We start from the raw sequence: 21,702 nt of genomic DNA, 5'->3' as shown, positions 1-21,702 counted from the left end.
TAACGACGGAAGGCACGGACAGAAACGGAAAGAAACGGAATTCCGGGTGGTCGATTTCGCGCGCGAAGCGCCTCAAGTTTGATGCCGCTGCGCGGTGAGTTCAAGGCAAACCAAAATTCCGCTTCTTTCCGTTTCTGTCCGTGCCTTCCGTCGTTAAATTCTACCGGTCTTAGCCGATCAGAATATATTGAACACCAGCCGGATGGTTTGCACACATAGCAGGCCCAGGACGCCCGAGCTGGCGATAAACATGCAGAAGCGTACCACCGCCTCGTTCCAGGTCGCCTGGACGATCGAATGAATCACCCGCAAGGCCACATACAACCAGGCCAGATATTCCAGGTCCGGGCTGTTGATACCGTAGAGATAGATACCCAAACACAGGGCGTAGAAGAGGGTCGGCTGTTCCAACAGGTTGGTATAGTTGTCCGCCGGCCATTGCACCTGAGGCGGCAGGCTGCGCGTCGCATCACGCGCCCTCAGGTCCGGTTCGGTCACCGCATAACGCCACAAGGCCGGAAGCCGCCTGACGTAAAGCCAGACGAGCATGACCATCGACCAGGCAATAAGGGCGAGAACAGGCTGTATCATGCCATTCATGCTAAACGGGAATGGTGAAAATTGCGTTGCTTAAGCGTCTGAAAAGCATGAATTTTTCCTCAACAAAACCTTTCCTGATCCTTAAAGAAACTCACATAACTGTGATACTTTCCGCACTGGTGACTTGGTCTGCGAAATGGTAAAAATCCGGCCATTGAGGCGTGCCTCTCTCACGACTCATACGCTGGAACACCGGACATCCCAGACCGACTCCAGTGGTGCGACACGAAACAGCTGCGGCCTTGTTTTCCCCCATAGAAGACGGCTTCAGCTTTCAAGGCCGCCAGCCCTGAACAGGTTGGCGGCCTTTCGTTACAGACGAAACTACTGAGTGACACGCCAGACGCCTTTTGTTAAACAATCCGCGCCACAATCGCACCCCGGCGAGCCTATATGAAAATCGGCGATCAAGCCGGTCCTGCCGGGCGAAGGGAAATAGTCATGGACGAACTCACCACGGCCGGGGCCTCCGGCGACACCCTCCACACCGTCAAGGACGCTCTGACCCGGGGCTTCGTCTCGGCCACCGGCCACCGTGACTTCTTAAGGTTACCCGACGCCGAAAAGGTGTTCCTGGCCCAGATCCTGGAGGATTTCGATCCGGAAGAATTGCCCGGCCTGGACACGGCGTCGCTGAACGCGATCATCGCTGGCTTCTGGTCGTTCGGCGATTCCCGCGCCCATGGCACCGAAACCCTGCGTCGCATCCGCCCGGTGACGACATCAGCCGGGGAGGGGACAGCCTACGACCTGATCGAGATCGTCCAGAGCGATTCCCCCTTCATTGTCGAAACCGTGATGGGCGAGCTGATCGACCAGGGGGTTTCGATCCGATCCATGTTCCATCCGGTGGTGACCGCGGCCCGCGACGGCAATGGCCGACGCGCGGCGACCGGTACGGCGACCAAGGAATCGATGATGCTGATCGTCATCGAGCGCCAGTCGGCTGACCGCCATAAAGCGATCCTCAGTGGTATCGACGCCAGCCTGCACGACCTGAAGCTGGCGGTGCTGGACTTCCCCCGCATGCAAAAGCTGCTGGCCGAAGAAATCGCCACCCTGGCAAAACTGCGCGACGACAAGACGATCAAGGTCGATGATGCTGTCCTGGCGGAAAACCTGGCCTTCCTACATTGGGTCGACGAAAACCATTTCGTTTTCCTGGGTGCGCGTGGCTACACCTACCCGCGCAGCGACGACGGCGCCTATGTCCAGGAACAGCCGATGAACCAACTTCAGGAAGGTTTCGGCGTCCTGCGCGATCCCAACCGCCTGATCCTGCGCCGCAGTTCCGAACCGGCCGTGCTCAGCGCCCAGATCCTGCATCAGCTCGAAAATTCCGAACCGGTGACAGTGGCCAAGGCCAATATCAAGTCGCGCATCCACCGCCGCGTCTATATGGACTATGTCGGCATCAAGCGGTACGGCGCTGACGGCAAGCCGGCGGGCGAGGTCCGTTTCGTCGGCCTGTTCACCAGTGAAGCCTATGACCGGCCGGCGTTCGAAGTACCGCTGGTCCGGCGCAAGGCCCAGCATGTGCTGCACGAAGCCTCGGTCATGGGCCTGCAAGGCGGTTATAACGAAAAGCGGCTGAAGAACATCGTCGAGACCTATCCGCGCGACGAACTGTTCCAGATGACCGAGGACGAACTGCTGCGCACGGCGCGCGGCATTCTCCACCTCAGCGACCGTCCGCGCGTCAAGCTGTTCACGCGTAAGGATCCGTTCGACCGCTTCATTTCGGTCATGCTGTACATCCCACGCGAAATCTATCAGTCGCAGATGCAGATCAAGGCCGGTGAAATCCTGGCTGCCGCCTATCTCGGCCGCGTGTCGGCGTCGTACCCCTACATCAACGACTCGATGCTGTCGTGCATCCACTACATTATCGGGGTTACGCCGGGCGATCACTTCGACCCGGATATCGCCGACCTGGAAGCCGATATCGAGAACATCACTCGGTCGTGGCCGCAGAAGCTGGTCGCCCTGGTCGAAGACTCGGATATCACGCAACGCACATCCTTGCCGACGGGCCTCACCTGGGCTGGGCTCAACTGGGACGATTGGGCCGCTGCCTTCCCTGTCGGATATCAGGAACGTTTCGATCTGCCTGAAGCGGTGATCGACACCGCCTATCTGGCCGGCCTGTCGCCGGAAGCGCCGGTCAATGTCCGCGCCTATCAGCGCCTGGAAGATCTCGAATCGATCTTCTGTTTCAAGCTCTATACCCGAGCCGATCGCGCCATTCCGCTGAGCGATATCCTGCCGGTGCTGGACCAGATGGGTCTGAAGACGCTGGAAGAATACGGTTTCAATGTCAAATCGTGGAATCTGGGTTGCCTGTGGGTCCATGAATTCATCATCCAGTTTGCGCAAGGCGCGCGCGCCGACTTCGCCGACTTTGCGCGCGAATTCCAGCAGACCATCCTGGCGCTGTGGTACCGCAAGACCGAGAGCGACGGCTTCAATGCCCTGACGATCAACGGTGCGTCGTGGCGCGAAATCGCCCTGCTGCGCGCCCTGTGCCGATACAGAGTTCAGTCAGGCCTGGACCCGTCGCCGGAAGTCCAGCAGACAGCGTTGCGTGAAAACCCGGATGTCGCCGAGGCCCTGCTGCACCTGTTCAATCTGAAATTCTCACCGGATCTGAAGGACATCAAACAACGCGAACCGCTGGTGACCGAGGCCGGTGCCCAGATCGAGGCTCTCTTGCAAAAAGTGGCCAGCCTCGATCACGACCGTGTCCTGCGCCGGTTGTACCTGCTGCTGAACGCCACGCGCCGCACCAATTATTTCCAGACCGACGACAAGGGTCAGCCGAAAACCTATATTTCGTTCAAGGTGGCGTCGCGCGAACTGGCCGACCTGCCCGAACCGAAGCCGTATCGAGAAATCTTCGTCTGGTCGCCAAGGGTCGAAGGCGTGCACCTGCGTTTCGGTCCCGTGGCGCGCGGCGGTCTTCGTTGGTCCGACCGCAAGGAGGATTTCCGTACCGAGGTGCTGGGCCTGGTCAAGGCGCAGCAGGTCAAGAACGCGGTCATCGTGCCGGTGGGCTCCAAAGGCGGTTTCTTCCCGAAATTCCTGCCGCGGCCGGGTTCCTCCAACGCCACGCCGGACACTATCCGCAACGAAGGCATCAAGGCCTATAAGGTTTTCCTGTCGGGCCTGCTGGACCTGACCGACAATCTCGACGCCAAGGGCAAGATCGTGCCGCCGCCCCAGGTCGTTGCCTGGGACGATCCCGATCCGTACCTGGTGGTTGCGGCCGACAAGGGCACCGCCACCTTCTCCGATATCGCCAATGGCGTCGCCGGCGACTACGGCTTCTGGCTGGGCGACGCTTTCGCTTCGGGTGGGAGCGTTGGCTACGACCACAAGGCCATGGGCATCACAGCGCGTGGCGCCTGGGAGGCGGTCAAGCGCCACTTCCGTGAGCTGGGCAAGGATATCCAGTCGGAAGACTTCACAGTGGCCGGTGTCGGCGACATGTCGGGCGACGTCTTTGGCAACGGCATGCTGCTGTCGCCGCATATCAAGCTGGTGGCGGCCTTCGACCACCGCGACATCTTCCTGGATCCCAATCCGGATACGGCCAGGTCGTTTGCTGAGCGCGGACGTGTGTTCGCCTTGCCGCGATCGTCCTGGCAGGACTATGACAAGGCTTTGATTTCTCAGGGCGGCGGCGTATTTTCGCGCGGCCAGAAGTCGATCCCATTGTCGCCTGAAGTCAAGGCGATGCTGGACCTGACCGCGGATACGGTGACGCCGTTCGAACTGATGAACGCCATCCTGAAGGCGCGGGTCGAGCTGTTGTATTTCGGCGGCATCGGCACCTATGTGAAGTCTCCCGCCCAGAGCCATATCGATGTCGGCGACAAGGCCAATGACGCCCTGCGCATCGACGGCAGCGAGGTCCGCGCCAAGGTGATCGGGGAGGGCGCCAACCTGGCCCTTACCCAGGCCGGGCGGATCGCCTGCGCTGAGGCCGGCGTGCGGATGAACACCGACGCTATTGACAATTCCGCCGGCGTCGATTGTTCCGACCACGAGGTCAATATCAAGATTCTGTTGGGCCAACTAACGGCGACCGGCCGGATGACCCTGGAGGCACGCAACAAGCTACTGGCCGAAATGACCGATGAGGTCGCGTCGCACGTGTTGAAGCACAATTACGACCAGACCCTGGCCTTGACCCTTCAGGAGGCCACGGCGGCGGACGACAACGCCAATGCCCAGGCCTTCATGACGGCGCTGGAAAAGCGTGGCCGGCTGGACCGCAAGGTTGAGGGCCTGCCGTCGAACTCGGCTTTGGAGGTTCGGCGCGGCCAGGGCAGGGGCCTGACCCGGCCGGAGCTGGCGGTTGTCATGGCCTATGGCAAGCTGGTGCTGTTCGACGATATCGTCGCGTCGGGTGCGCCGGACGATGCCGACCTGGAGCCTGTGCTGATCGACTATTTCCCCGATGCCCTGCACGGTTATGCGGCCGATATCCGCAAACACCGCCTGCATCGCGAGATTATTGCGACGGTTCTGGCCAACGATATCGTCAATGTGACGGGCCCCAGCTTCCCGACGCGGGTGATGAAGGGCGCCGGTGTTGACGCCGAAGCCTTTGTCTTTGCTTTTGCGGCGGCGCGGAAGTTGTTCGGCATCCAGGCCTTGTGGGCGGAGGTGTCGGCCTTGGACGCCAAGGTGCCGGCGGCGGCCCAGACCGGACTGTATCGCGATCTTTCGGGATTCATCCGGCGCCAGACCTACTGGATTGCGCGTCGGTTCTCGCAGACCCCGGGTCCGCTGGCGACTCGGATCAAGCCCTATGCTGACGGCATGGCGCAGGTCCTGGCCCAGGGCTCGGCGGTGTTGAGTGAAACGGTCAAGGCGCGACTGGAGGCGCGGGTCACAGAGCTGACCGGGCAGGGGGCGCCGGAAGATCTGGCGCGGCGGATCGCTTTGTTGGGCGTCTTCCATCATGTGGTGGATGTGATCGACCTAGCCTTGGGACCGAAGAAGCCATTGGACAAGACGGTGGAGCTGTACTTCCTGACCGGCGACCGATTTGGGTTTGACCGTCTGACGGAAGGGGCGGGGTCCTTGACCAGCGCCGATCCTTGGGACCGCATGGCCACCCGGCGATTGATCGAGGATGTGCTGATCGAGCAGAAGGCGGTGGTCAAGGCGATGATGTCGCGGATGTCGCCGTTGGAGACGCCGCAGCAGATCATCGAGACCTGGGAAGGCGAGAATGCCGGCATGGTGCAGTCGCTCCAGTCGATGATCGCCGATATGCAGACGGGTGGCTGGAGTTTCGCCAAGCTGACGATCGTGAACGCAGTACTGCGGGAATGGGTCGGGAAGTTATAGTGTTATCGTCCGTTGGGCCGGTGGAATCAAACGACGGAACACACGGAAAAAGGCGGAAAGAAGCGGAATTCCGGTTGCGGCACCCCCCGCGCGAAGCGCCTTCATTCCCTGAAGCGATGACGTGATGCGCGGCCGTTGTGCAACACGGAATTCCGTGTTTTCAGTGTCGCCGCGCAGCGGCCTCCGTGTGGTCCGTGTTCCCCTTTCTCGCTTCAGAAAGCTCCCCGCCAGACGGTCTGCCGCTGGCATTTAAGTGGAACACGGAAAACACTGAAGCGCCGCCAATGGCGGCGTACACTGAAGACACGGAATTCTAGGCTTCACCTCAGCCGGTGCACAGCCACAAACTCCATGGAATGAAGGCGCTTCGCGCGGTAGCTTGAGCCGCCCGGAATTCCGCCTCTTTCCGCCTCTTTCCGTGTGTTCCGTCGTTTGATTCCACCGGCCGCAGCCGCCTCTTGACCACAAACTCTTGCCATTGCGCTGTTTTGCGCCCATTTAGCGCTTGAGTTATAAGAGTGATTGTCATGTTCATCCAGACCGAAGCCACACCCAATCCCGACGTCATCAAGTTCCTGCCCGGCCAGGTCGTCCTGGCCCAGGGCACGAAGCAGTTCGTCTCCGAGGACGAGGCCAAGGTCTCGCCCCTGGCCGAAGCCTTGTTCAAGATCGATGGCGTGTCGGCCCTGTTCTTCGGTTCCGACTTCCTGACCGTGCGACGCGACCCGGACGCCACGCTGATCTGGGCGCAACTGAAACCGCCGATCCTGGCCGCCATCATGGACTTCTATACGTCCGGTCAGCCGATCCTGCGTGAGACTGAGGTCAAGACCGAGACCGTCTATGAAGGCGAACTGGGTCAGATCATCGCCGAGATCAAGGATCTGCTCGACACCCGTGTCCGGCCGGCCGTCGCCCAGGACGGTGGCGACATCGAATTCGACAGTTTCGACATGGAATCTGGAACGCTCTATCTGCATATGCGCGGCGCCTGCGCCGGCTGTCCGTCGTCGTCCGCCACGCTGCGCCAGGGCGTTGAATCGCTGATGAAGCACTATGTGCCGGAAGTCCGCCATATCGAGGCGGTCCTCTGAGTACCGTCCTGGTCATCGACACCGCGCTGAACGCCTGCCAGGCCGGGCTGTTCAGGGACGGTGACGCCATTCTCACAGCGACCGACCCCATGCCGCGCGGCCATCAGGAGCGTCTGCCGGTCATGGTGGCTGAACTGTTCCGCGAAGCCGGCTTGGCGCCGCGCGATGTGACGAACATTGGGGTGACCCTGGGGCCAGGGTCTTTCACCGGCCTTCGTGTCGGGCTGTCCTTTGCCAAGGGGCTGGCCTCAGGTCTGGGCCTGGCGTTGAAGGGTGTCGGGACGCTGGAGGTTCTGACTGTGCATCCCTCTTTGGAAGGCCGCGAGGCCTTGGCCGTGATCAATGGCGGCCGGGGCACCTTCTATGTTCAGCATGGCCAAAACGCGCCACAGGCGATAGGGTTTGCCGACTTGGCAAATCTGAGCGATATCAGGGTTTTAACGGGCCCGGCGGTGAACGAGGTGAAGTCTGAATTTCCCGACGCCGAGGTTTTGGTTCAGGACTGGCCGTCACTGGCGGCCCTGGCGGCGTTGACGCTCTTGCCGGGTCATGACGATGTCACGCCGTTATATATGCGTGGGGCGGATGCGGTGGCCTCGACGCGCGGCATTATTACTTTGGCGCCGCAGGTGCCGGCATGACGGCGATCCGCCAGCTCAATGCGCCGTGCACGCAGTTGGAGCAGATCCATTCGCGTTGTTTTGATTACGGCTGGAGCGCCGGGGTATTCGCCGATCTTCTGATCAAGCCCCATCATCGTACCTATGTGTTTGAGGCTGATGGTGATGTCGTTAGCTTCGTGGTCATGGCGGTGGTGGAGGGGGAAGGCGAAATCCTGACGATTGCGACCGATCCGTCCTATCAGCACAAGGGCCTGGCGCGGATGCTGATGGTGCAGGTGATTGCGGCTTTGCGGGCGGAGGGCGCCGAAAGTCTGTTCCTGGAATGCGCCACGGACAATGCCTATGCCTTGCGGCTGTACGAATCCTGTGGTTTTAAGCGTGCCGGGCGGCGCAAGGCCTACTACTCCCGCAAGGAGGGTGAGCCTGTGGACGCGCACATACTAAGGCTTGCACTGCACTGAGCAACGCCTTACATTTACTGGTGTCGTGATTTCGAAATTTGTTTGATTCTGATATCGGCTACATAGCAAATTTCGAAATCACGACACGAGATGTTGCGTGCGAACGCTTTGCAAAATCAAGACCGGGCGGGAGTTGTCCATGGACCCCATCGAGAAGCAGTGTATCGAAAAAGGCATGCGGATGACCGACCAGCGCCGGGTTGTGGCGCGGGTTCTGTCGCAGGCCCATGATCACCCGGACGTCGAAGAGCTGTATCATCGTGCCGCCGCGGTCGATCCGAACATCTCGCTGGCCACGGTGTATCGGACGGTTCGTCTGTTTGAAGAGGCCGGCGTGGTCGAACGCCATGACTTCGGTGACGGCCGGTCGCGCTATGAACAGGCCGGGGACGATCACCACGATCACCTGATCAATATCAAAACCGGACAGGTCGTCGAGTTCTTTGACAAGGACATCGAGATCATGAAGGAAGCCCTGGCGCAGAAGCTGGGCTATAAACTGGTCGGCCATAAGCTGGAGCTTTATGGCGTGCCGTTGGAAGAAGAGAAATAAGACGCAGGGGTCGCCGACCCCTGCACCCCGCAACGCCATAGCGTTTAGATGGATAGACGACAAAAAGCGGGACCCAGGCGTCCCGCTTTTTTGTCGTTTAAGCACTTAATCACTGTCGCGTTTCGGGGTGCCGGGGTGAGAAGCGAAAGTTTGCCGCATGGCAAACTTTATGAAATCGACCCGGTGGGTCGATTTCCGCGCCGAACGCCCAGAGCCATGCGGCGGGCGGCCCCTGCCTCTTCTTGCTTTTTTCCTTCAGAAACCCCATAACCCGCCGCATGAACGCCCCTTTGAAGAAGCTGCATATCAAGACCTACGGCTGTCAGATGAACGTCTATGACAGCGAGCGCATGATCGATATCCTGCGTCCGCTGGGCTATGAGGTTTCCGACGTCGCCGATGGCGCCGACCTGGTCCTGCTCAACACCTGCCATATCCGCGAAAAGGCGGCCGAGAAGGTCTATTCCGAGATCGGCCGGCTGAAGGAATTGCGCGGCGAAAAGGAAGCGCGGGGCGAAGGTCGGATGACCATCGCCGTCGCGGGTTGTGTCGCCCAGGCCGAGGGCATCGAGATCATGCACCGCGCCCCGGCCGTCGACCTCGTTATCGGCCCGCAGGCCTATCACCAGCTACCCGAATTGATCGCCCGTACCCACCGCGCCAAGGGTGAACGCCTGGCTGCCGACTTCGCGCCGGAGGCCAAGTTCGACGCCCTGACCAGCGATCGAACCGTCACCGGCCCGACCGCGTTCCTGACTGTTCAGGAAGGATGCGACAAGTTCTGCACCTTCTGCGTCGTGCCCTATACCCGCGGCGCCGAATGGTCGCGTCCGGTCGCCGCCATCCTCGACGAAGCCCAAGCTTTGGCCGCCAAGGGCGTACGTGAACTGACCCTGCTGGGGCAGAACGTCAACGCCTTCAATGGTGTCGGCAGCGATGGCCAGCCCTCGACCCTGGCGAAGCTGATGTACGCCCTGGCCGACATTCCGGGCATCGATCGCCTGCGCTATACCACCTCGCACCCCAACGACATGGGTGACGACCTGATCGCAGCGCACCGCGATTTAGGCGCGGCTATGCCGTACCTGCACTTGCCTGTGCAGTCGGGCAGCGACAAGATCCTGCGCGCCATGAACCGCAAGCACGGCCGCCAAGCCTATTTCGACCTGGTCGCACGCATCAAGGCGGCCCGGCCCGACCTGGCCCTGTCCGGCGACTTCATTGTCGGCTTCCCCGGCGAGACCGACAAGGATTTCGAGGACACGCTCGATCTGGTTCGTCAGGTCGGGTACGCCTCGGCCTTTACCTTCAAATATTCGCCGCGGCCCGGCACGCCGGCAGCCTCCATGCCCAACCAGGTGCCCGAAGCGGTGATGGACGAACGCCTGCAGACGCTCAATGCTCTGATCATCGAGCAGCAGCAGGCCTTCAAGGCGACCCTGGTCGGCAAGACGCTGGATATTCTGTTCGAAAAGCCCGGTCGGCGCGATAACCAAGCCATCGGCCGTTCGCCGTACCTGCAGTCGGTCTATGTCGAGGACGCCCGTCATCTGATCGGTCAGATCGTGCCGGTGCGTATCGTCGCCGTTGGTAACAATTCGCTGCAGGGTGCCCTTCTGGAAACCGTGTCCGCATGACCGCCGTCAAGGACGACTTCATTCCCCTGACCGACGCCTGCGTCCTGGCTGTGGCCGGACCGGCAGAACGCTACCTGGCCATGGTCGAGGGTGCGTTCAAGGTGCTGGTGGAAATGCCCGGTGGCGGTCTGGTCGTCTCCGGTGATGCGCGTGCACGCCAAAAGGCCCGCGGCGTCATCGTGGCCATCAGCGACCTGTATGATCGCGGTATCGAGATCACCGAAACCGATGTCCGCCGGCTGATCGAACAGCCGGCATCGCCGCCGTCCGATTCCACCACCAGCCCGCCCGTCGACCAGCGCAACACCGTCATTATGGGCCGTCGCGGCGCTATCGCTGCCAAGACGGCCGGTCAGGCCGCTTATCTCAAGGAACTGGCCGAAAAGGACCTGGTTTTCGCCATGGGACCTGCCGGTTCGGGCAAGACCTTCCTGGCTGTTGCGCATGGCGTGGCACTGCTGCTGTCGCGCCGGGTCGACAAGCTGATCATCACCCGTCCGGCGGTCGAAGCCGGCGAACGTCTGGGCTTCCTCCCAGGGGATCTTAACGAGAAGATCGACCCGTATCTGACACCGATCTGGGGGGCGCTGGACGATATTTTGGGCGCCCAGGTATTGGCGAAGAAGCGCGAGACCAAGGAGATCGAGGTCGCGCCGCTGGCCTATATGCGCGGCCGAACCTTGAACTACGCCTATGTCATCATCGATGAGGCGCAAAACACCACGCGCATGCAGATGAAGATGTTCCTGACCCGCCTGGGTGAGGGGTCCAAGATGGTGGTGACGGGTGATCCGTCCCAGGTCGACCTGCCCAACAAGGGGGAAAGCGGCCTGGCCCATGCGGTCGGCCTGCTGGGGACGGTCAAGGGTGTCGGGGTTGCCGAACTGACGGCCGACGACATCGTCCGGCACGAACTGGTGGCGCGCATCGTTCGCGCCTATGATAACGAGCACAAGAACAGCTTCTCCTGATGGAACCTCTTATTGATATCGAAATCGAGGAAGACGGCTGGCTCGATGCCTTGCCCGACGCCGTCGACGTGGTTGAAACCGCCGTCACCGCGGCGCTGAAGGCCGTCAACTTCACCGACCAGGCCGATGTCGTCGTCCTTTTGTGCGACGATGCCGAGATGAAGCGGTTGAACGCCGAATATCGCAACAAGGACAAGGCGACCAATGTCCTGAGCTTCCCGGCGCCTAAGTCGATGCAGATCAAGGGTGTGCTGGATCACCTGGGCGATATGGCTCTGGGCCTGCAAACCTGTGTCCGCGAGGCCAGGGAACAGGGCAAGACGCTGAAAAATCACGTTCTGCATCTGTCTGTGCATGGCACTTTGCATTTATTGGGTTATGATCACCTTCACGACGCCGAAGCCGAGACCATGGAAAACCTGGAACGCAGTATCCTGAAGAACCTGGGCGTCGCAGACCCCTATGCAGATGGCCATGCCTGACCCAGACCCGCAGAAAAAGAAGTCCTCCCTCTTTTCGTTTTTCGGCCTGACCCGGCCGCAGACCCGCGCCGAGGCCGACATCGCCAGCGGTGAAGACCATGTCGCCTCCGAACTGGTCGATCACGCCCGCGAATTCCAGAACCTCAGCGTCGCCGATGTCATGACGCCGCGGGTTGATATCGTTTCGATCGAGCTGTCCTCGACCCTGGCCGACGTGGTTCGGACCTGTATCGAAAGCGAGCATTCGCGCCTGCCCATCTATCGCGAAACGCTGGATGATCCGGTGGGCGTGGTCCACATCAAGGACGTGCTGAAGCTGTTGGGGCCGGATATCGGCAAGACCGGCCCGAACTGGGCCGAGCCGGTGCTGCACCGGGTCCGCCGCGAACTGTTGTATGTGCCGCTTTCGATGACAACCGCCGAGCTGATGCTGCGCATGCAGGCTCAGCGTATCCACATGGCTTTGGTGATCGACGAGTTCGGCGGCACCGATGGTCTGGTGACGCTCGAGGACCTGGTCGAGGCGGTGGTTGGCAATATCGACGATGAATATGACGAAGCCGGCGAAGAGGATATCCGCCAGCTTCCGTCAGGTCAGATCGAGGTCGACGGCCGCGTCGAGGTGACCACCCTGCAAGAGAAGCTCGGGCTTGAGCTGTTCCCCGAGGATACCGAGGAAGAGATCGACACGATGGCTGGGCTGGTCGCGGTCCTGGCAGGCCGTGTGCCGCAGCGTGGTGAGATCATTCCCTATGAAAAAGCCGGCTTCGACATCGAGGTCCTGGACGCCGATGCCCGTCGCATCAAGAAGCTGCGCCTGCATCGCCGCAGCTTCGCCGACGCCGATCTGACACCGGCCGATGAATAAACCGGGGGGGCTGAGGGAATGGCTTGAGCTGTGGGTCCGCCAGGAATGGCGTCTGCTGCTGATGCCGGTGGCCGGGCTTCTGATCGGGCTGGCACAACCGCCGTTCGGGTTTCTGCCGGGCCTTTTGGGTTACGGGTATATCCTGTGGGCGCTGGATAAACATGTCGGCACGCGGCCATTACGCCAGGCATTCGTCATGGGCTGGCTGGCCGGCTCGGCCTATTTTCTGATCAGCTGCTTCTGGATCGTCGAAGCCTTCATGGTCGACCGGGAAACCTTCGGGCTGAAGATGGGCATACCCGCCGACCTGGCTCTGGGTCTCGGTATGGGGCTGTTCTGGGGGTTGTTCGCTATTCTGTACCGTCGGTTCGCCCCCCGAGGTCAGATTCGTTTCCTTTACTTCGCGGCCGCCTTTTCCCTGCTGGAAATGACGCGCGGCATGATCTTCTCAGGTTTCCCGTGGAACCCATCGGGCGCCACCTGGCGCGCCGGGTCGGCCATGTCGCAGATCGCCGCCTATGTCGGCGTCTATGGCCTCGGTTTCCTGACAGTACTGATCTTTTCCAGCGCGGGCGTGGTGCGGCGTCATACCGGCAGGGGGCTGCACGGCTATACCGCAGCGATTGCCATGGTCCTGACCCTGTGCGGGCTTTTCGTTCTGGGTGAATATCGTCTTCGGACGACCCCCATCACCTACAGCGACTACGTCGTTCGCGTGGTCCAGCCCAATATCGGTCAGGCAGCCAAATGGTCACGCGGCGCCTTCCGGCATGTGTTCAACGACTACGTCGCCATGACCAAGGCGCCACCGGCGCCCGGTCACAAATGGCCCGATCTGGTTATCTGGCCGGAAGGCGCGCTTCCGGTATCGTCGGATGAACTTTTTGCGAACGATTCCTGGACGGCGCCGGTTATGGTCACGCTTCTTCGGGACAACCAGGCCCTGATTTTTGGCGCGTACCGATCCGATTACGACCCAAAACTCGGCAATGTGTGGCGAAATTCGCTGATTGCCGCCCAACAACACGAAAATGTGTTCAGGATAGAAGGCTATTATAACAAGTATAAGTTGGTGCCCTTCGGAGAATTTCTCCCCTATGAGGACGTGCTGGAACGCATAGGCTTCACCGAACTGGTACATATTGGTGACGGTTTTACGCCAGGAAGGCGAACAAGCCCGGTTACCTACGGTAGCGTACCACGGTTTTTACCGTTGATTTGTTACGAAGGAATCTTCCCGTCATTGGACTTGACCAAATACACATCTTCGCAAGACACGTCGCGTCCGAAGTGGATCGTCAACATCAGTAACGATGCCTGGTTCGGACCCACCACAGGTCCTCAACAACATATGAATTTAGCCAGTTTCCGCTCGATCGAGGAGGGCCTTCCCATGGTCCGGTCGACCCCGACGGGCGTGTCGGGCCTGATCGATCCTCTCGGTAGGATGATACCTGCTACAAAGCTGGGTTCCCAGGTCCGTGGCCTGCGTGATATTACCTTACCAAATCCGGCTGCCCTGACACCGTATTCCGAGACCCGTTTCTGGATACCCGTTCTGGTCACTTGCCTGGTCTTGATTTTTGTGACAGTCGGCATACTTTCGAGGGTGGTCATTAGAGCCCCGGACAACCACCGATAGGGATCAGGCGGTAACTTTCATTTGAAGCTGCCGCCACAAATCCAACGGAATTGACCGGTATTACACGTGTAACCATTCAGCCCCTCGCGGGTATGAAGAAATTGTAGAGGCAAAGTTGGACGAGATCACCAAAACGGACCGGGGCCCCAACCCGGTCGATCTGCACGTTGGCGCGCGTGTTCGTATGCGCCGCAAGTTTCTCGGGATGAGCCAGGAAGGCCTCGCGGAAGTCATCGATCTGACCTTCCAGCAAGTCCAAAAGTATGAGCGCGGTTCGAACCGTATCAGCGCGTCCAAACTGTATGAGATTGCGCGCGCACTCAAGGCGCCGGTGGCCTACTTCTTCGAAGGCTATGGCGAGACCGAAGCTGTTGAGGGTTTCTCCGAATCCGAATCCGAACAGTTCGTCCACGGCTTCCTGATGACCACCGAGGGCATCGAGCTGGCTGAAGCCTTCCCGCGTATCCGCAGCGCCAAGCTGCGCCGCAAGGTTCTCGAACTCGTCCGCGTCTTGGGCGAAAGTGAAGACGCTTAAAATATCTCAATCGTGCAATCGATTGGCAAAAAGTGTTCTTTGGCCCCGTTCTCTGAACGGGGCTTTTTTTGCATCCACGTGTGTTCTTACTTGATCATATAAAGATATCTTTATATGTGTATGGGAATTCCCGTTGAGAGAGCCCTGTTCCATGCGCCCTTCCTATATTTTTACCTCTGAAAGCGTCTCTGAAGGCCATCCCGATAAAGTCGCCGATCGCATTTCAGACGTCGTGGTTGACGCCTTTCTGGCGCGCGACCCGGAAGCGCGTGTGGCCTGTGAAACCCTGGTGACGACCAATCGCATCGTGCTGGCCGGTGAAGTCCGCGCCGGTGACAATGAGATCCAGGAGATTATCAACAGCCTGGAGGACAAGGTCCGCCATGCCGTGAAGGACATCGGCTACGCCCAGAAGGGCTTTCACTGGGCCATGGCGGACTATGCCTGTCACCTGCACGCCCAGTCAGCCGACATCGCCATGGGCGTCGACGCCGCCGGTAACAAGGACGAAGGCGCCGGCGACCAGGGTATCATGTTCGGCTATGCCACCGATGAGACCGCCGAGCTGACCCCGGCGCCGCTGCAATGGTCGCACAATATCCTGCGTCGCCTGGCCGAAGCGCGCCATGCCGGCGAACACCGCCTGGAGCCTGACGCCAAGAGCCAGGTGACGGTCCAGTACGAAAACGGCCGCCCGTCGCGCATCCTGAAGGTTCTGGTGTCGCACCAGCACCACGAAGGCCTGTCGCCTAAGGACGTCGAAGCCATCATCAAGCCGTTCGCCCTCGAAGTTCTGCCGGCGGGCATGGTGACGGACGAGACCGAATGGCTGGTCAACCCGACCGGCAACTTTGTCATCGGCGGTCCCGACGGCGACGCCGGTCTGACCGGCCGCAAGATCATCGTCGACACCTACGGCGGCGCGGCCCCGCATGGCGGCGGCGCCTTCTCTGGCAAGGACCCGACCAAGGTGGATCGCTCGGCCGCCTATGCCCTGCGTTACCTGGCCAAGAACGTCGTTGCGGCCGGCCTGGCCAAGAAGTGTACGCTTCAGGTTTCCTATGCCATTGGCGTGTCGAGCCCGCTGAGCTTCTATGTCGACACCCACGGCACAGGCCAGGTATCGGAAGAGAAGCTGGAAGAGATCCTGCCGCAGCTGATCGGCGGCCTGACGCCGCGCTCGATCCGCACGCATCTGGGCCTGAACAAGCCGATCTACGAGCGAACGACAGCCTATGGTCACTTCGGCCGCACGCCGGATGCCGAAGGTGGCTTCTCGTGGGAACGCAACGATCTGGTTGACGAGCTCAAGCGCGCCTTCTAAAGCGCCCGGATGAGTTCTGAAGAAAAATCCCACGGTCCGCTGCGTTCGTTTGGGCGCATCAAATCGCGCACCCTGAAACCGCGTCAGGCCGACCTGTTCGACTCCTTGTTGCCTCAGATCGAGGCCACGGACGAACGCGTTGCAGCGGCGGTAGCCTCCAGGCGTGGAATTTGGCTGGAAATCGGCTTCGGCGGCGGTGAGCACCTGGCCCAGCAGGCGGCGCGCAATCCGGACGTGACCTTCATCGGTTGCGAACCTTTCCTGAATGGGGTCGGTTCGGCCTTGCGACATCTCGACGATGCCGGTCTCGCCAATGTCCTGATTTTGGCGGATGATGCCCGGCCCCTGCTGGACAAGCTGCCGGACGCGTCGTTGAGCCGGATCTTCATCCTGTTTGCGGATCCCTGGCCCAAGGCGCGCCACAACAAGCGCCGCTTTATCCAGACGGAGACCGTAGCTGCCTTTGCGCGCGTACTGAAACCGGGTGGGATTGTGCGGTTTGCCACCGACTGGGCCAACTATGCCGATTGGGCCTTGGAGCGTTTCACGGCAAATCCGGACCTGGAGTGGACGGCGGAACGCCCTGTTGACTGGACGGTGCCGCCGGCAGACCATGTCACGACACGGTACGAGACCAAGGGCCTGGGTGACTGCAAGCCGGTTTTTTTTGACTTCGTTCGTAAGGGCTGAGATTCGCCGTCGGGGCCGGTAGAATCTAACGACGGAACACACGGAAAGAGACGGAAAGAAGCGGAATTCCGGCTCGCCGATCTTCCGCGCGGAGCGCCTTGCTGCTTATAGGGATGACGTGACGAACGTGCCTCCGGGTGTCCTGAATTCGGTGTTTTCTGTGTCGCCGCGGAGCGGCCTCCGTGTGGTCCGTGGTGCTCTTAAAAGCCTCAGACAAACCGGAGGCTTTTAAGAGGAACACGGAAAACACAGAAGCGCCGCCGATGGCGTCGCACACTGAAGGCACGGAATTCAGGACGTCAACACGGCAGGCGACACCCTGACTCATTGTTGTGAAGGCGCTTCGCGCGGGAGATCGGCCACCCGGAATTCCGCGTCTTTCCGCGTGTTCCGTCGTTTGATTCCACCGGCCTTTCCGGCAAACCAAAAAGCCACACCTTCACGTCCGCGTGATCGAACCTGTAGCCATTCACCCAAGTTTGCGCCAAGGTTGAGGCCTGTAGCTTCGGAGACTTGGCATGGAACGCATTCACAAACTGTCGGCGGCATTTGTTTTCGCCTTCCTGTGCCTGCATTTTGCCAACCATTTCGCCGGGCTGTTGGGTGTCGAATTCCATATTCAATTCATGCAGACCCTGCGTGCGCTCTACTATGTCCCGGTGGTCGAATATGCCGTCCTGGCGGCGTTTGCGATCCAGATCCTGACCGGTCTGCCGCTGATCTGGGAAATCTGGACCGAAAAGAAGGACATCATCCACCAGTTCCAAGCTGCGTCAGGGGCTGTGATGACACTGTTCATCCTCACCCATATTGGCGCCGTCCTGGTCGGGCGTCACGTCCTGCACCTGGACACCAACTTCCATTTCGCTGCCGCCGGCCTGATGTCGCCGCAGTGGAAGCCGGTCTTCCTGGGCTATTACGGTGCAGGCGTCTTCTCGCTGTTCCTGCATTTTGGCTGTATCGCCTACGACATCTTCAAGAAGGCCAACAAACCGGTTGCGTGGTTGATGCTTCTGGCCGTGTCGGGCGCAGGCGCCTATGTCATCTGGCTCCTGCTGCAAATCTATTCCGGAGCCCTGTATCCTGTGGAGATTCCGGCCGACTATGCCCGCCTGTTCGGCAAGGCCTGAGATTCCACTTGGCAAGCCGCCGCATACAGCCTATATAGCGCCAACAATCGTCCGATGCCGCAAGGCAGCGGCGGCGGCCACCAAGGCCCGCCGCCTTTTTTATTGCTTAACGCGCTCAAGGAGCGAAGCGTTAGCGCCCTAAAAAATCGGACGAACGAAGTGATGTCCGGAACAAAGACTTTATGCGCGCCAAGACCAGCGAAGATCGCAAGCTGATCGATATTTTCGACCCCATCGCCAATGAGCTGGGGCTGAACATCGTGCGCGTGCGTCTGATGGGCTCCAACAAGCCCGGTGGCGCCCGTCGCCTCCAGATCATGGCCGAACGCCAGTCCGACGGTGAGATCAATGTCAACCAGTGCGCCCGCCTGTCGCGCGCTCTGTCTGCCTTCCTCGACGAAGCCGACCCGATCTCGGGCGACTATGTCCTGGAAGTGTCCTCGCCCGGTATCGATCGGCCGCTGACCCGCCTGAAGGATTTCGAAACCTACCAGGGTTACGAGGCTCGCATCGAGCTGGACCGCCTCGCCGAAGGCCGCAAGCGTTTTCGCGGTACCCTGGCCGGCGTTGAAGGCGATCACATCGCCATCGACCTGGAAGGCGAGCCGGAAACGGCGCTGATGCCCTTTGCGTGGGTCATCGACGCCAAGCTGGTTCTCACCGACGAGCTGATGAAGCGTGGCGCCGAGATGCGCGCCAACCGTGGCGAAGACGATGAGGACGAAGACGAAGAGTTTGACGACGACTTTGAGGACGCAGACGACCTCGAGGACGACGAACCTGCCAACGACGACAAATAACCCAAGGACCCAGAGATGAGCTTCACCGGGATCAGCGCCAACCGTCAGGAATTGCTTCAAATCGCCGACGCCGTGGCGCGCGAAAAGCAGATCGACAAGAGCGTCGTCATCGCCTCCATCGAAGAGGCGATCCAGAAGGCCGCGCGTTCGCGTTACGGCGCCGACCACGACATTCGCGTCCATATCGACCCCAAGTGGGGCGAAATGACCATCACCCGCCACGTCACCGTGGTCGGCGATGAAGAGGTCGAAAACGAATACGCCCAGAAGAGCCTGTCCGACGCCCTGCGCGAGGACAAGGAAGCCTTTGTCGGCAAGGAATATGTCGAGACCCTGCCGCCGTTCGAGCTGGGCCGCGTTCAGACCCAGATGGCGCGCCAGGTCGTGACCCACAAGGTCCGCGAAGCCGAACGCGAGCGCCAGTACGACGAGTTTAAGGACCGTGTCGGCGAAATCGTCAACGGCACTGTTCGCCGCGTCGAATACGGCAACGTCATTGTCGACCTGGGCCGTGGCGAAGGCATCATGCGTCGCGACCAGTCGATCCCGCGCGAAGCCTTCCAGGTCAATGACCGTATCCGCGCCTATATCTACGACGTCCGCCGCGAAACCAAGGGCCCGCAGATCATGTTGTCGCGCGCCCATGGCGGCTTCATGGCCAAGCTGTTTGCCCAGGAAGTGCCGGAAATCTACGACGGCGTCATTGAAATCAAGTCGGTCGCCCGCGACCCGGGCTCACGCGCCAAGATGGCGGTTCTGTCCAACGACAACTCGATCGACCCGGTCGGCGCCTGCGTCGGTATGCGCGGTTCGCGCGTTCAGGCCGTCGTCGCCGAACTGCAGGGCGAAAAGATCGACATCATCCAGTGGTCGCCTGACGAAGCCACCTTCATCGTCAACGCCTTGGCCCCGGCCGAAGTCACCAAGGTGGTTTTGGACGAAGAAGAAGACCGCGTCGAAGTGGTCGTGCCCGATGAACAACTGTCGCTGGCCATCGGCCGTCGCGGCCAGAATGTCCGCCTGGGTTCGCAACTGACCGGGTGGCAGGTCGACATCATCACCGAGTCCCAGGACTCCGAGCGCCGCCAGAAGGAATTCGCCGAGCGCACCGCCCTGTTCCAGGAAGCCCTGGACGTCGACGAGGTCATCGCTCAGCTGCTGGTGACCGAAGGCTTCACCTCGGTCGAAGACCTGGCCTATGTCGACGAGAACGAAATCGCGGCCATCGAAGGCTTCGACGAAGACACGGCCCAGGAACTGCAGGCGCGCGCCCGTGACTTCCTGGAGCGCGAAACGGCCGAACAGGACGCCAAGCGCAAGGAACTGGGCGTTGAGGACGGCGTTCTGGAAGTCCAGGGCGTCACCCTGCCCATGGCGGTCGCCCTGGGAGAAGCCGGCGTCAAGACCGTGGAAGACCTCGCCGATCTGGCGACCGACGAACTACGTGGTGGTTTCGAGCAAAAGGGCGGCGAACGCGTCCGCGTTCCGGGTGCCCTGGAAAGCTTCACCCTGTCGGTCCCCGATGCCGAGTCCCTGATCCTGAACGCCCGTGTCACGGCCGGCTGGATCGAGGCGCCGGTGGTCGAAGAAGAAGAGCCCGAATACACCGAAGAGGGTGAAGACGAAGCCCCCGAAATCGAAGAGACGGCAGACGTAGAAGAAGAGACGGTAGAAGAGGAGGGCGCGGATGTCGCCAGCCTCGAACAATGAGCCGGCTGAGCTAACCCATACTGACAGCGCCTCCGGTGATGAGCCGGAGGTCGCGATCCTGTGCGAGGAAACGCCAGGAAAGCTGCGTCGCGACATTGCGTCGGGCCAGAGCGTCGATACGGCGCGCCTGATCCGCTTCGTCGTGGCGCCGGACGGCGTCCTTACGCCTGACCTGTTGCAGAAACTGCCCGGACGCGGCCTGTGGGTGGCCTCGGAGCGCGCGGCTCTTGAAATCGCGATCAAACGCAACATATTCTCCAAAGCGGCCAAGCGTCAGGTCAAGACCACCCCCGATCTCCTTCCTCTGGTGCATGACCTCCTGCGCCGCCGTTGTTTGGACCTCCTGGGTCTGGCCCGGCGCGAAGGTGGCGTGATCAACGGCTTTGAAAAGGTGCTGAGCTCGGTCAAATCCGGCAAGGCGGCCTGGCTGATCGAGGCCCGCGACGGGGCCGAGGACGGCCGCAATAAGCTTCTGGCGGCGGCCAGGGCGGTCAATATTCCGGTAGCCGGCGTGTTCAGCAATGACGAGCTTAGTCTCGCCATGGGTCAGGAAAATGCCATTCACGCCGCCCTTCTGGGTGGCCGCCGGGTGCAGCGCTGGGCCGCCGAAATGGCCCGATTATCAGGTTTCGAGCCGCTGACGCCCCCTGACTGGTTACGTGGTAGAAGTTCAGAGCCCTCAAGCAGCGAAGCGGTAGGGCACAAAAAGCCCTCAAGCAGCGAAGCGGTAGGGCGCCAAGATGGAGAAGCGTCGCCTTGACGTCATGACGCGCCACAGCGCCCGCTTTGATGGCCCCGCACGGGCGGAATCGTCGAAGATCAGAGACTATTTTTCATAACACGGGCCGCGCAAGGTTGCGCTGCCACCAAGGGTTAAGTAAAGCAAGCCGCATGAGCGACCCCAAAGACGATAAGACGAACGACCAGAACCGTGAGCGCGCGCCGCTCTCTCTGAAGCCGCGTGTCGGCGGCAATGTTGCGACCGGTACGGTCAAGCAGAGCTTCAGCCATGGCCGCTCCAAGACGGTGGTGGTGGAAACCAAGCGCCGCATCGGCACGCCGCCGCCCGCCGGAGCGCCACACGGACCGCGTCCGACCTCGGACACCAACCTGGCTCGTCCAAGCCCGCAGCCCTCCCGACCCCAGCCATCCAGCGCACCGCGCCAGCAAGGTGGCGGCAGCGGTCTGCGTCAGGAAGAGCAGGACGCCCGCCAGCGCGCG

The 21,702-nt window shown here is 60.8% G+C and carries 19 protein-coding genes; 18 read left to right on the top strand and 1 reads right to left on the bottom strand.

All coding sequences use genetic code 11. From position 1 onward, the window contains the following. Positions 1-177 precede the first annotated feature (177 nt). Positions 178-591 carry an MAPEG family protein gene (locus ABI_RS02145; RefSeq protein WP_006271172.1) on the bottom strand — a complete coding sequence of 138 codons (414 nt, stop codon included), beginning with the start codon at positions 589-591 and terminating at the stop codon, positions 178-180. Positions 592-1,041: 450 nt separating this feature from the next. Here ABI_RS02145 and ABI_RS02140 point away from each other — a divergent pair, with 450 nt between their 5' ends. The 18 genes from ABI_RS02140 to ABI_RS26075 all read left to right on the top strand — a co-directional run. Beyond that, positions 1,042-5,961: an NAD-glutamate dehydrogenase gene (locus tag ABI_RS02140; protein WP_006271170.1), complete on the top strand. Its 4,920-nt coding sequence runs from the start codon at positions 1,042-1,044 to the stop codon at positions 5,959-5,961. 527 nt (positions 5,962-6,488) lie between these two features. Beyond that, positions 6,489-7,055 carry a NifU family protein gene (locus ABI_RS02135; RefSeq protein ID WP_006271169.1) on the top strand — a complete coding sequence of 189 codons (567 nt, stop codon included), beginning with the start codon at positions 6,489-6,491 and terminating at the stop codon, positions 7,053-7,055. Next, entirely contained in the window at positions 7,052-7,696 is a 645-nt protein-coding gene (gene tsaB, locus ABI_RS02130) for a tRNA (adenosine(37)-N6)-threonylcarbamoyltransferase complex dimerization subunit type 1 TsaB (protein WP_040308505.1), read from the top strand. Before ABI_RS02135 ends, tsaB begins: the two co-directional genes overlap by 4 nt. Continuing rightward, a complete protein-coding gene (rimI, locus tag ABI_RS02125; protein WP_006271167.1) occupies positions 7,693-8,139 on the top strand; it encodes a ribosomal protein S18-alanine N-acetyltransferase in 447 nt (148 codons plus the stop codon). Before tsaB ends, rimI begins: the two co-directional genes overlap by 4 nt. A gap of 139 nt (positions 8,140-8,278) precedes the next feature. Further along, a complete protein-coding gene (locus ABI_RS02120) occupies positions 8,279-8,692 on the top strand; it encodes a Fur family transcriptional regulator (protein ID WP_006271166.1) in 414 nt (137 codons plus the stop codon). A 278-nt stretch (positions 8,693-8,970) separates the two neighbouring features. Beyond that, complete coding sequence (gene miaB, locus ABI_RS02115; protein WP_040308504.1) at positions 8,971-10,329, top strand: tRNA (N6-isopentenyl adenosine(37)-C2)-methylthiotransferase MiaB; 1,359 nt, start codon at positions 8,971-8,973, stop codon at positions 10,327-10,329. Next, positions 10,326-11,300, top strand: coding sequence for a PhoH family protein (locus ABI_RS02110; protein WP_006271164.1), 975 nt, complete (start codon positions 10,326-10,328; stop codon positions 11,298-11,300). The genes miaB and ABI_RS02110 overlap by 4 nt, the downstream gene beginning before the upstream one ends. After that, positions 11,300-11,782 (top strand): rRNA maturation RNase YbeY, encoded by a 483-nt coding sequence (gene ybeY / locus ABI_RS02105; RefSeq protein WP_006271162.1) that lies wholly within the window; start codon positions 11,300-11,302, stop codon positions 11,780-11,782. The genes ABI_RS02110 and ybeY overlap by 1 nt, the downstream gene beginning before the upstream one ends. Beyond that, positions 11,775-12,650, top strand: a complete 876-nt coding sequence (locus ABI_RS02100; protein WP_006271161.1) for a hemolysin family protein — start codon at positions 11,775-11,777, stop codon at positions 12,648-12,650. Before ybeY ends, ABI_RS02100 begins: the two co-directional genes overlap by 8 nt. Further along, positions 12,643-14,292, top strand: coding sequence for an apolipoprotein N-acyltransferase (lnt, locus tag ABI_RS02095; RefSeq protein WP_006271160.1), 1,650 nt, complete (start codon positions 12,643-12,645; stop codon positions 14,290-14,292). Before ABI_RS02100 ends, lnt begins: the two co-directional genes overlap by 8 nt. 115 nt (positions 14,293-14,407) lie before the next feature. Continuing rightward, positions 14,408-14,827 carry a helix-turn-helix domain-containing protein gene (locus ABI_RS02090; protein WP_040308503.1) on the top strand — a complete coding sequence of 140 codons (420 nt, stop codon included), beginning with the start codon at positions 14,408-14,410 and terminating at the stop codon, positions 14,825-14,827. 151 nt (positions 14,828-14,978) lie between these two features. Beyond that, positions 14,979-16,151 carry a methionine adenosyltransferase gene (gene metK / locus ABI_RS02085; protein WP_006271158.1) on the top strand — a complete coding sequence of 391 codons (1,173 nt, stop codon included), beginning with the start codon at positions 14,979-14,981 and terminating at the stop codon, positions 16,149-16,151. Positions 16,152-16,160: 9 nt separating this feature from the next. Next, the gene (trmB, locus tag ABI_RS02080) at positions 16,161-16,841 is read left to right on the top strand and encodes a tRNA (guanosine(46)-N7)-methyltransferase TrmB (protein WP_006271157.1); all 681 of its coding nucleotides are present in this window, start codon (positions 16,161-16,163) and stop codon (positions 16,839-16,841) included. Between the two features lie 518 nt (positions 16,842-17,359). Further along, positions 17,360-17,971 carry a hypothetical protein gene (locus ABI_RS02075; RefSeq protein ID WP_006271156.1) on the top strand — a complete coding sequence of 204 codons (612 nt, stop codon included), beginning with the start codon at positions 17,360-17,362 and terminating at the stop codon, positions 17,969-17,971. Between the two features lie 182 nt (positions 17,972-18,153). Beyond that, positions 18,154-18,771, top strand: coding sequence for a ribosome maturation factor RimP (rimP, locus tag ABI_RS02070; protein ID WP_006271155.1), 618 nt, complete (start codon positions 18,154-18,156; stop codon positions 18,769-18,771). 15 nt (positions 18,772-18,786) lie between these two features. After that, positions 18,787-20,481 carry a transcription termination factor NusA gene (gene nusA / locus ABI_RS02065; RefSeq protein ID WP_006271154.1) on the top strand — a complete coding sequence of 565 codons (1,695 nt, stop codon included), beginning with the start codon at positions 18,787-18,789 and terminating at the stop codon, positions 20,479-20,481. Next, positions 20,459-21,241, top strand: coding sequence for an RNA-binding protein (locus ABI_RS02060; protein WP_006271153.1), 783 nt, complete (start codon positions 20,459-20,461; stop codon positions 21,239-21,241). The genes nusA and ABI_RS02060 overlap by 23 nt, the downstream gene beginning before the upstream one ends. Before the next feature lie 131 nt (positions 21,242-21,372). Next, the coding region (locus tag ABI_RS26075) for a translation initiation factor IF-2 associated domain-containing protein (RefSeq protein WP_040308502.1) at positions 21,373-21,702 on the top strand (330 nt) is incomplete at its 3' end.

The organism is Asticcacaulis biprosthecium C19, from assembly GCF_000204015.1.
GTDB classification, from domain to species: domain Bacteria; phylum Pseudomonadota; class Alphaproteobacteria; order Caulobacterales; family Caulobacteraceae; genus Asticcacaulis; species Asticcacaulis biprosthecius.
This window is presented reverse-complemented; position numbering and strand designations above follow the sequence as displayed.